Source organism: Ligilactobacillus ubinensis (genome assembly GCF_024160875.1).
Classification (GTDB): Bacteria; Bacillota; Bacilli; order Lactobacillales; family Lactobacillaceae; genus Ligilactobacillus; species Ligilactobacillus ubinensis.
The window spans coordinates 37,006-48,356 of the sequence record NZ_JAIULA010000022.1 but is presented as its reverse complement, the minus strand read 5'-3'; the positions used below and the strand labels follow the sequence as shown (position 1 = coordinate 48,356).

Sequence of the window (11,351 nt, the reverse complement as noted above, 5' to 3'; positions counted from 1 at the left end):
TAAAAATAAAGATCGCAATTACAAAAAGCAGCGAAACAGGCTCTCTAAAAATTTACCCACACAAAGTTGACACTATCTTTCAACATTAAAAACTTGCTTTATGATAAGAAAACAATGTACAATTTAAGTAACAAGATTAGAATAGGGGTTAACTGGTATGTTATTAGATTTTTTAGATGGGTATTATCAGGCAAAACTACATAATATTCATGATATTGCAGGTAATCAGCATTTAGTTGGTTATAGCGAACTGCATAAGTGTAATCTATTCGTGAAAATTTTTAAAAATGAAGAAATGTTTTATGCCGAACAACACGTTAATCAGGTTTATTGTCCAGAAATCTATCTAGATAGTGTTATTTTTGAAAATAATTATATTGTGGTTTTAAAAGATCGTACGCTAAAAGATATTGATAGTAATGAAAATGAAGTAACTTTAAAAAGAGCAAAAAAATATGGGCGCTTGCTAGCGGATTTTCATGAACAAGTTACAGGAAATGTTCGTGTTTATGAAAACCCGCAAAAACTTTCTTTGCAGATTAAGAGATATGTAGAAATATTACAAGACTCACCTTATAAAGATGATATAAATAAGATTTATGCGCTTTTAACGCAAGACTTAGCTAATGCAGATCAGGACTATGAACTATTACCAAAAGTAGTTTTACATGGTGATTACAGTTTGCGGAATATAAAACATTATCAGAACAAAGAAATTTTAATTGATTTTGAAAGGGCCCATATTGGAGTCGCATATGAAGATTTTATCAAAATTTTCTATAATGAAATTCATAACATCGAATTACGGCAAGCTTTTATCAAAGGATATAGAGCTAACCGTGAATTCGAGGTACCACAATTTGAGTTACAGAGATGTTTATTATTCCTAATTGCGCTTGAAATATGTGAATTTCATATGTCACATCATGAAGAAAAATTTGGGGATATGGCACACAGGATGCTAGAAACAATTGAATTAGGAGACTCAGTTTTAAATATCTAGTAAAATAAGTGTCTATTTGTCAGAATAGAAGGAATATAGTTGAAAGTAACTAAAAGACAATAGTTTTTCCATTTAATAGGTGTAAAGATGGGTATTAAAAGTAGTATCTTCAGTCAATACACGAAAAAAAAGTAGGTTAATTTATGAATTGATTCCAAAAGTTAGATTTTGGAAATCAGTTTATAACCTACTTTTTCTATAGCTAATGTTTATTAAATCTTAGTATTTTTTTGCAGATAATCATACAGACTTCCTTCACGTAATCCATGATTAGAAAAGATAATTTCATCTATATGCAATGAGCGTAATATTAACATAATAGGAATTAAACCACCAACAACAACATCGGATCTTGATTTAGCTAAACCTGGGATTTTTTCACGTTCTGTACGTGATAAATCAACTAATTTACTCATAATGTCAAAAGCATCTTCATGATTTAAACGGTAACCATGTAAATTTGGTAAAGTTGATTGACCTTGGTTCTCAGCTCGACGTGTAATTTTAGCAAGGGTTCGATTACTACCACCTAGACCTACGAGCGGAATTTTATGTGCCATAGTTAACCAATCGATATTTGTAATTTCTTGTTCAGCATAGGACATGGCTGAAAAAAGTGAACCAGCTGTTATTTTATCGTGAAGGTGAAATTGTGATGACAATGTTACTGAACCAAATGGTAAACTAATTAAGTTTTGAACTTGTTTATTTTTTACTAGGATAAGCTCAGTACTAGCACCGCCTGTATCCATAATTAAGCACTCAGAAATGTTAAGGGTATTAGTAACTCCAAGAAAATCAAGGTAAGCTTCTCTTTCGCCAGAAATCACCTCAAAATCAAGACCAATTTCTTTTTTTACACGTTTAAGAAATTCTTTTTGATTGACAGCTTGTCTGACTGCAGCGGTTGCTAGTGCATTGATTTTTATATTTGGAAGGGTGCTATATATTTGTTTGAATTTTTTTAAGGCAGTTAAAGTACGCTTTATTGGTTCTTCTTTAAGTGTTTTTTCTTCCCCCATATTTTCTGAGAGTCGAACATACTCTTTAACTTGATGTGTGCAGTTCAAATTTTGATCATCATCAACATTGGTGATACGTAAACGAACGGAATTTGATCCTAAATCAATCACAACATAATTAAACACTAGTTATCTTCTTCTTTCATAGATAATAGATCATTTGGTCGTTTTGTCATCGGTTGAAAAGTAGTTGACCTTTTGGTATTATCTTCATTTTTTGCCAATAGCTTTTTGTTCATTTTTTTGGCTTCTTCAATAAAGTATTCTTGTGCATTTAGTGACTGTAACCCACGGCGGTTTAGTTTTTTAAACTGCGTTCCATTAAGAACCCGGGTTTTAGTGTTATCTTGCCACATCGTATTAAAAATATCAATGGTTCTCAATCTAATATCATTTTGAAGGATGGGGAAAAGAATCTCAACGCGACGATTCAAATTGCGACTCATCATGTCTGCGCTTGATAGATAGACATCTTCATTACCGTCATTATAGAAATAATATATCCGGCTATGTTCAAGAAAACGTCCTACAATCGAATGAACTTCAATATTAGTACTAATATTTGGAATGTTGTTTCTCAAACAACAGATGCCACGAATTATAAGTTTAACTTTGACACCTACAGCAGAAGCTTCATACAGTTTTTCAATAATTTTCCCATCCGATAATGAATTCATTTTCATTCTTATTTCAGCTGGTCGACCTTGTTTAGCAGCTAGTATTTCAGCGTCTATTTTTTCATTAATGAAGTTGCGAATATGTTGGGGAGAAAGATGTAATTTATGGAAATAAGGAGGTTGCGAGTAGCCTGAGAGCATATTAAAGAGATTAGTAGCATCAATTCCCATATCGCGATCACAAGTTAACAAGCCCATATCAGTATAGAAATTCGCAGTAATATCGTTGTAATTACCTGTACCGAGATGAAGATAACGTCTGATACCATCTGCGTCTCGACGAATGATTAAGGCAATTTTTGAATGTGTTTTCAAACCAACTAAACCATAAATTACATGGCAACCCATCTGTTCTAATTTTTTTGCCCAACGGACGTTATTTTCTTCATCAAAGCGTGCTTTGACTTCAACTAGAACGGTAACTTGTTTGCCACGTTGTGCTGCAAGCCCTAAATATTTTATAATAGGTGAATTTCCTGAAACTCGATAAAGCGTCATTTTTATAGCAAGGACATTTGAATCATTAGCAGCTTGACGAATAAAGTTTATTACAGAACTAAATGAATCATAGGGATGTTGTAATAAATAATCATGCTGTCTGATTGCTTGAAAAATGTCATGGTTGCTACTTAACAAAGGATTCGCATAACTTTTAAAAGTAGGATATTTTAAATCATCGTGATTGATAACTAATTTAGGCAGCTTCTTAAGAAATGTTAAGTCAATCGGGCCATTAATCGTATATGTTGCTTTTTCGTTAATATTGAAATTATTTAATAAACGATTACGCAAACTTTTATGCATAGTACTTTCAATCTCAAGTCGAACAGCACCACCATGTTCGCGCTCTTTTAGTTGCTTTTGAACAGCTCTTAATAAGTTAGAAGTATCTTCTTCAGCAACATCTAAATCCATGTCCCGAATTACCCTATAGGTAGCACTATTTTTGACTTCGTATCCCGTGAACAATTGCGAAATGAACTCTTTAATAATATCTTCTAGTAAAATAAAGTCATTTGGAGTGGTTGGAAGTTTAACCAGACGCGCAAAAACGTCAGGAACACGAACTGTTGCAAAAACATGCTCCTTGTCTTTGTTTTTCTGTAAACGAACGGCAATATTCAATGACTCGTTTGAAATAAATGGAAATGGCCGTGATGAGTCATCTGCCATTGGAGTTAAAACAGGATATAACTCATCATTAAAATAGCGACGAATAAATTCATATTGTTGAGTATTTAAATTTTCTGGTTGTAAGATGTTAATATTGTTTTTTTCTAATTGTGGCAAAAGGGAACGGTTATATGTTGTATATCGTTTAGCCACCATCTCTTGCTCTTTTTCATTAACAGCATCTATTTGTTCTTTAGGAGTCATTCCAGAAATGTCAGTTGAGGTCACACCCGCGGAATGCAATTTATATAATGAAGCAATTCGAACCATAAAGAATTCATCAACGTTGCTTTGAGTTATACCTAAAAAGTTAGCACGCTCAAGTAAAGGGTTTTCAGGATCACGTGCTTCTTCAAGGACGCGACCATTAAAATCAAGCCAACTTAATTCACGATTTACAAAATAATTTGCTTTTCCATATTTTTTTGACATTATTTAGTCGACCTCCTTTGTTTTAAAACAGGTGTTATACCATAAACTTCCTTAAACAAGGATAGTTTATGACTAAAAGCCCATTTTTCTAATGCTAGATTCTGGTTAGAAATAGCAGTAATAACAACCTGTTCTTCTTGCAATGAAACTGATATTTTAGTAATCTTTTGTTCGCGCGAATCATCTAATGCATCTGCTAAACGTAAGATAGCAGCTAATTTTGCAACCGGCATTTGAATATCAGCATCAAGATGACGATAGTGATGCTGATTGACCTCGGGACTTTCAGCGCTATGATAGCGAGAAATTTCTGCAATAATCTGATTTTCGATATCAGAAAGTCCAATAATTTTATTAGATTCTAAAATATACGCAGAATGACGGTAGTGTCCATGTTGATTAATAAAATTGCCAATATCGTCAACAGTACTAGCTATTTGCAAGAGGAGACGATGACGTTTATTTAATCTATGCAATCTTTTTAATTGATCAAAAAGATGGAGGGCTAAACTTGAAACAACTTTATGATGATAAGAGCTGATTTGATATCTTTGCGCGATATTTTCAGCTGATGTTAAAATTAATTTAGTATAGACCTCATTTTTTTGGGTGCCTTTGAAAGCTTCTTCTAAAGCAAGACCAGTGCTAACGGCAAGATTCGTTAAATACAGTTTGTTTGCTTGTGTATATTGAATAATTTTATTTATAACCAATAAGTCAGGGATAATTCGGTCAATCGCATTGTCATCTTGAATAAAGTATTTAAAAAGATATTGATCAGGAGCGGATAGTGCATCAGAATATATTTTAGAAAATTTGTTCTTTTCTAATTCGATACAATCATCCTCCTTAAAGAGAAACTTAGCATTAAGGGCTCGGGAACCTTGGATAATCAGATTTACCTGTGTTGTTGTAGCTTTTAATGCGATTCGAATGGTTTCTAGTTTACTGCCGATATAGTCACTTAAAACCTCAACTGGACTAATAACGGTTTTCCGCAAACTAGCAACCATTTTTTCCATGTCTTGGTAACTTAAGTCAATGTCCCAAGATGTAACAAATTGTTGATGCTCAAATTTTGATAAGGTAATAGTGGCAGAACCGAGATTTAAAAGATATGTTGGATGGTTGCTGAGTTTATCAAAATTATTTACTAATGTCATGACAGCAATTGCTTTATAATAAGTAATTTGATTGGTGTTTAACCAATTAATTTTTATTCCAGTTCTAACATATATTTGATCAGTCAGGTATCTAGCTGAAACATCATCAATTAGTTGTTTATTACCCCAAACTGCGTAGTTAGTAACACCATATTCTTTAAGTGTTATATTAAAATCACCAAGTGTTGCGATGATTTTTTGAAGTTCTTCTTGGTATATTTTATGCTCACTATCATCTTGATAGATAAAAGGGGCAGAGCTTATTCTTTCAAGAACAGATAGTTCTTTTAAATTAACAATACTAAGTTCCATTTTAAGCGGGGTTATATAAATTACTCCAAAAAATTTACTAGCCATTAAAAAGCACCTTCTTTATATTAATGCCTACTACAATAATAATCATAGCAAGTTTTTAACTTTTTTTAAAGAGAAATCCATAGAATAATATTTATTTGAAAATATAAAATGGTAATTGAAAAATTCTTAAAGTACACTAATAGTGACTGACAATTCATGTAATACATGATATTATCAATCTGATAGCTGAGCATACAAAATAATTAATATTTTGCGTGCTTTAAACAATAACTTATCGTATAATAGAACTGACCGTATAATATAGAAAATCAAATTAGAATAGGATGGATATATAGATGGTAGATAAGAAATTGCATATTGCATTATTATTTGGAGGTAATTCATCTGAACATGATGTTTCAAAACGTTCGGCTCATAATATTTATGATGCTTTGGACAAAAACAAATATGATGTGTCAGTCTTTATGTTCACCAAGCAAGGTTTCTTGCTAGGAAATCAAATGTCTATGAGAATTTTTGAAGGTGAAGATGAAGATCAAATTGTTGCTGAGGCGACAAAAGATGTTGATTTTTCAAACCCATTGGCTAATATTCAAAGTCTTTCGGAAGTTAAAGATATTGATCTATTTTATCCCGTTATTCATGGTAACATGGGTGAAGATGGGACCGTTCAAGGTCTTTTCCGTCTTTTGAATAAACCTTGGATTGGAAGTGGGGTAGCATCATCTGCTGTTTCATTTGACAAGGACTTGACTAAGCAATTGCTAACACTGCACGGAATTAGAAATACACGTTATGTAGTAGTTACACCTGAAAACAAAGATAGCTACTCGTATGAAAAGGTAAGTGCAGATTTAGGTGCAACTTTATTTGTTAAACCAGCACGCCAAGGATCTTCAGTTGGTATCTATAAGGTACGTAATAAAGAAGAATATGATAAAGCAATTCAAGATGGCTTTCATTATGACTTTAAGGTTATGGTGGAAGAAGCAATTAAGAATCCGCGTGAAGTAGAATGTTCTGTTTTAGGCAATCGCGCTCCAAAAGCTTCGCAACTAGGTGCAATTAATATTCCTGAAGAAGATGACTTTTATGATTATAACAACAAATTTGTTGATGCTTCAGGTGTTGTGTTCCAGTTGCCCGTTAATTTACCTGAAAAACTAACTAAGGAAATTCAACAAATGTCAATTGATGCATTTCGCATTCTCGATAATCGTGGATTGGCTCGAATGGATTTCTTAGTTGATGAAAATGATGTGCCTTATTTTGGAGAAGTTAACAATTTACCAGGCTTTACTAATATCTCTTTGTATCCACAATTATGGTCGTTGTCAGATATTAGTTATGAAGAATTAATTGATCAATTAATCCAGTATGCTATTGCTGAATTTGCGGACAATGGCAAATTACATTATGATTTTGTTGAATTAGGTAAAGAAAAAGTTGGTAAAGGTTTAATTTCAAAGTAGAAATTAGATAGTATTATAGTGAGTCCGAGACAAATGTCTGGGACTTTTTTTGTATATTTAGATATGGAATGCTAAAATGAGTGCTCAGAAATAACCAGTTACGTTTAGCTCGGTAAAAGAACAATCTCGACACTCTAGATTATCTGGGTGATGTAACACTATCTAATTGGTCTATGAACTGTTTTTCAAAAGGCTAATCGAAAAAGCTAATTTTTGAGGCTAGTTTGTTATTTAGAAAACATTATAGTTTGCTATGTATTTAAAGTTAAGTGCAGAGTTACGATTAGGTTATGATTCGTATATGCTATAATGTTTTTGAGTGTTTCAGAAAGGGCAATGACAAATGAAAAAATTGAAACAGCAGCTATACTGGTTATGTAATAATAAAGTGCAATTAAAGGGGATTTTTCTATGTGAGATTAGTTTATTATGGCTAATTACTATGCAAATTAGAAATTCTAATTGGACAGGTATTATGATAGTTGCTTTGTTACCTTTTTTAAGCTTTACGGGAATACAAATTATTGAGATAATGCATTCTCAAAAAAAGATTAATTATTATTTGTATCCAAATTTACGGCAATATGTTAGCCTGGTTATCTATAATTTTTGGATCTCAATCTTACTATTTCCTTTCGTTGGGATTAGCTGGACGTTAAATATAGCAACAACGCTGACTTTGCCGATGACATTGATAAATACTATTTTAGTTAATCGCCGTATTTTTATTGTGATATGTATCATAATCTATTTTATTTTGTTTTATGTAGCGTTACTTTACATAGGTGCAGGGCCATTAATTGTAATGCAAGCAAAACATCCGTTTAGACAAGCAGCAAACTGTTGCTCTAAGTGGACAATAGTCAAAACAATATTTAAAACGGGATTGATTAGTGTATTTGTACAAGTTATTATTATTTTCTTGTTATTTAAAGCACAACAACTTATTGATATGGTTATTAGTATACATAGTGCTAGTTTAGTAGCAAGTTTACTTGCTACAGTAGCGTGGTATTTGTGGTTTATGGTAATATGTTGGTTGTTTTGGTGTTGGTTACAACCTTCTTTAGATGTAAGCTTTAAATATAGTTTCCCTTACAAGTCTGTTCGGTCTAGTAAATGGACTGTTATTGGAAGTATCTTGTTAATAGGGGCAACTTGTGTTGTTTGTTATCAGAACTTTGTTTTTATAAATACCCCATTGAAAAAGAATATTCAAATAATTGCGCACAGGGGAGTAGATAACAATAATGGGTTACAAAATTCTGTGACAGCTTTGGTTAAAACAAAAAAGAAAGTTGCACCCAACTATGTTGAAATGGATATTCAAGAAACTAAAGATGGTAGATTTATAGTAAGCCATGATGATAACCTAAAGCATTTAACTGGTAAAAATATGCAAGTACAGCAGAACACTTTAGCTGATTTAGTTGGATTAAAAGAAAGAGAAAATGGAAACTTAGGGAAAGTGACTAGTTTTAAAAATTATTTTGCTAAAGCTAAGCAGGTTAATCAGCATTTAATAGTCGAATTGAAAGTTACGCCATTTGATTCAAAAAATATGGCTGAATTATTTGCTCGAAGATTTGGTAAGGCCTTATTGGAAAATAAATCTGCCGTCCATTCGATGGATTATCAAACTTTGGTTAAACTTCATCACTTTGTTCCAGGACTTAAACTAGGTTATATTATGCCATTTAATGTTTTGGGTGTTCCAAATACTATAACAAATTTTTACTCAATTGAGGCAATTACATTGAATAGTTCATTTGTACAAAAAGCTCATGCAAAAAACAAAGAGGTCTATGTTTGGACAGTTGATGATGCAACCAGAGCACAGCTTACAATTGTATTGAATGTTGATGGAATAATTACAGATCAAGCACAAAAAGTGAAACAACAATTGCGAGTCTTGCAAAAGAATAAGTATAAATTAATTGAAGTTCGGTTACTAGTATTATTAAAAGAAATTTATTAATTTTTGAAATGAGGGGACTTATATGAACAAGTGCAACTGGTGTTATGCAAGTAAGGAATTAGAATTATATCATGATAATGAATGGGGAAAACCTGTATATGACGAGCGCGAAATATTTGAATTACTAAGTTTAGAGTTAATGCAAGCAGGATTAAGTTGGCAAACAGTATTAAGAAAGCGTGATGCTTTTAGAATAGCATTTTATGATTTTAAAATTGAAAAAATTGCTTCTTTTGATGAGAAAAAAATTGAGGAATTAGTGCATAATAGTGGTATTATTCGTAATCGCCAAAAGATTGAGGCGATTATTAATAATGCGCGAATATTAAATCAAAAGGATATTAGTTTAAAGAAATTGCTTTGGAAATATGTTGATGAAACACCTATCTTAAATCAGTGGGAGTCAATTGAGCAGGTTCCAGCTCAAACTAAATTATCCCGACAAATGGCACGTGATTTTAAAAAATTGGGGTTTAAATTTGTAGGACCGACTATTATGTACTCTTTTATGCAAGCAACAGGGTTAGTAAATGATCATATTATAGGATGTCCATGTAAATAAAATAGTTTAAGATTAGTTTTGATATAAAATGCTAAAAGGTTTTGTATCAAAAATTTTTTGCTTAGATTGTCTAAAAACAACTAGGTGTTTTTGGATACACGGTTTCTTACAAAACATGCAGAGATAAAATGAGTCCGGAACTTTTGGGGGGATACCTCAAAAGTTCCGGACTCACTTACAGAATTCTATAATTGTGAATCTTTATTTTCATGTTTACGTTGTTTTTTACTTAATGCAGGTTTGTTATCTAAGTCAGTTCTAACAACTAAGACATCACATTCTGCAATCCGTGTCACATATTCAGTTACAGAACCAATTAATAAACGTTCAACAGCATTAAGACCAGTTGCACCAATCATAATCAAATCAATACTTTTTTCTTTGGGGAGATCCTTTGCGATTACAACTTTAGGTGCACCATATTCAACAGAAGAATCGATATTATTGATTCCATTTTTTTTAGCTTCAGTAATATAACCGTTTAAAGTATCTTTAGCTGTTTCAGTAACTTGTTCAACCATTGCGGTGTCAAAACTTGAAATGTTTTGAAATGCTCTTGTGTCAACAACGTGAACTAAGTGAATTGCGGTATCATCCCCATTACGCTTTGCAACATCAATAGCTTTCTTAAAAGCCAATTCAGCTTCATACGAACCATCAATTGGGACAAGAATGTTTTTGTATCTTTGTAACATAAGAATCACCCTTTCTTTATTCCACACTCTTATTTTACTTCATTTTTAGAAAAATTAAAAGTATCAAGATGATTAAAAGTAAAGCAGAAATATGATTTTCGGAAATATCATTTCCAGTTAGAATAAATGACCATTAGAAATGAGAGTGCAGAAACAAAGAAAGCATCAATTATCATAAAGATAACGGCAAGTAAAATCATATTTAACAAGCTGAAGATAAGAGTTAATAGCCCTAATATGATAAGACTTATTCCGCAAAAAGCGACTACCTTTGAAAGAGTAGGAGTAGACTCGGGATGATAAATAAAAAAAGGTTTCTTACGGTGATTCCAGAGATAGATACCCATGAAAATAATAATTAAACTTAAACTGATAATTAAGATAAATGGTAATAATTTCAAGTTAATACACTAACCTAAGTTAACTTAGGTTCCTTTCTAGATATTACGTATTTATGATACTACATTAATGATTTGAAATGCAAAATAAAATAAGAGCGGTCAAATGTAAAGTATTGGTATCATAAAATTTAGATTATGACGTTAAGCGTAATCGGCTGTATTTTGTTAACCAAATAGGTGACTACAAAAAAGCCCGGGATTTTTTATCCCAGACTTTTGCAAAGACTTAACTTTGTGAATTTCCGCTTGTGTCGTTAATCATCCCGGTAGTTGTACCCGCAGATAGCAGGAATATACTCCTAGCTGAGTTTTTGTTTCCCAAGTGAGATGGTATAACAGCTACAACAGCAAAATCCGAGTATTTAGATTAAAATTGTTCGGTCAACCTTACGTTAAAGGATAACGCGTACACAGCAGATTTTCTACCTACATGATACCATAGGAATTTGTGTATT

Annotated in this window: 8 protein-coding genes; 4 read left to right on the top strand and 4 right to left on the bottom strand. The window is 32.2% G+C overall.

Features of this window, described 5'->3' with window-relative positions; genetic code table 11:
• Positions 1–157: 157 nt before the first annotated feature.
• Positions 158–1,003, top strand: coding sequence for a phosphotransferase (locus LB941_RS10045; protein WP_253361778.1), 846 nt, complete (start codon positions 158–160; stop codon positions 1,001–1,003).
• A gap of 212 nt (positions 1,004–1,215) precedes the next feature.
• On the opposite strand, the gene LB941_RS10040 is transcribed toward LB941_RS10045, so the two are convergent.
• From LB941_RS10040 to LB941_RS10030, 3 genes are read right to left on the bottom strand one after another with little or no spacing between them, the layout of a single operon-like run.
• Positions 1,216–2,151, bottom strand: coding sequence for a Ppx/GppA family phosphatase (locus LB941_RS10040; RefSeq protein ID WP_253361776.1), 936 nt, complete (start codon positions 2,149–2,151; stop codon positions 1,216–1,218).
• On the bottom strand, positions 2,151–4,307 hold the full coding sequence (locus LB941_RS10035; RefSeq protein ID WP_253361774.1) for an RNA degradosome polyphosphate kinase: 2,157 nt from the start codon (positions 4,305–4,307) through the stop codon (positions 2,151–2,153). Before LB941_RS10035 ends, LB941_RS10040 begins: the two co-directional genes overlap by 1 nt.
• Positions 4,307–5,827, bottom strand: coding sequence for an exopolyphosphatase (locus LB941_RS10030; protein WP_253361772.1), 1,521 nt, complete (start codon positions 5,825–5,827; stop codon positions 4,307–4,309). The genes LB941_RS10035 and LB941_RS10030 overlap by 1 nt, the downstream gene beginning before the upstream one ends.
• Before the next feature lie 296 nt (positions 5,828–6,123).
• On the opposite strand from LB941_RS10030, the gene LB941_RS10025 reads away from it, so the two are divergent.
• The 3 genes from LB941_RS10025 (at position 6,124) to LB941_RS10015 (ending at position 9,800) form a co-directional block, all read left to right on the top strand.
• Positions 6,124–7,260 (top strand): D-alanine--D-alanine ligase family protein, encoded by a 1,137-nt coding sequence (locus LB941_RS10025; RefSeq protein ID WP_253361770.1) that lies wholly within the window; start codon positions 6,124–6,126, stop codon positions 7,258–7,260.
• 343 nt (positions 7,261–7,603) lie between these two features.
• A complete protein-coding gene (locus tag LB941_RS10020) occupies positions 7,604–9,238 on the top strand; it encodes a glycerophosphodiester phosphodiesterase (RefSeq protein WP_253361767.1) in 1,635 nt (544 codons plus the stop codon).
• A 22-nt stretch (positions 9,239–9,260) separates the two neighbouring features.
• Positions 9,261–9,800 carry a DNA-3-methyladenine glycosylase I gene (locus LB941_RS10015; RefSeq protein WP_253361765.1) on the top strand — a complete coding sequence of 180 codons (540 nt, stop codon included), beginning with the start codon at positions 9,261–9,263 and terminating at the stop codon, positions 9,798–9,800.
• A 185-nt stretch (positions 9,801–9,985) separates the two neighbouring features.
• Here the strand turns inward: LB941_RS10015 and LB941_RS10010 are convergent, their stop codons facing one another.
• The gene (locus tag LB941_RS10010; RefSeq protein WP_253361763.1) at positions 9,986–10,495 is read right to left on the bottom strand and encodes a universal stress protein; all 510 of its coding nucleotides are present in this window, start codon (positions 10,493–10,495) and stop codon (positions 9,986–9,988) included.
• Between the last annotated feature and the right edge of the window lie 856 nt (positions 10,496–11,351).

What these genes read in the sequence shown, in the direction of transcription:
- LB941_RS10045 (WP_253361778.1), top strand. Translation starts at nt 158, where the DNA reads ATGTTATTAGATTTTTTAGATGGGTATTATCAGGCAAAACTACATAAT.
- LB941_RS10035 (WP_253361774.1), bottom strand. Translation starts at nt 4,307, where the DNA reads ATGTCAAAAAAATATGGAAAAGCAAATTATTTTGTAAATCGTGAATTA.
- LB941_RS10030 (WP_253361772.1), bottom strand. Translation starts at nt 5,827, where the DNA reads ATGGCTAGTAAATTTTTTGGAGTAATTTATATAACCCCGCTTAAAATG.
- LB941_RS10025 (WP_253361770.1), top strand. Translation starts at nt 6,124, where the DNA reads ATGGTAGATAAGAAATTGCATATTGCATTATTATTTGGAGGTAATTCA.
- LB941_RS10020 (WP_253361767.1), top strand. Translation starts at nt 7,604, where the DNA reads ATGAAAAAATTGAAACAGCAGCTATACTGGTTATGTAATAATAAAGTG.
- LB941_RS10015 (WP_253361765.1), top strand. Translation starts at nt 9,261, where the DNA reads ATGAACAAGTGCAACTGGTGTTATGCAAGTAAGGAATTAGAATTATAT.
- LB941_RS10010 (WP_253361763.1), bottom strand. Translation starts at nt 10,495, where the DNA reads ATGTTACAAAGATACAAAAACATTCTTGTCCCAATTGATGGTTCGTAT.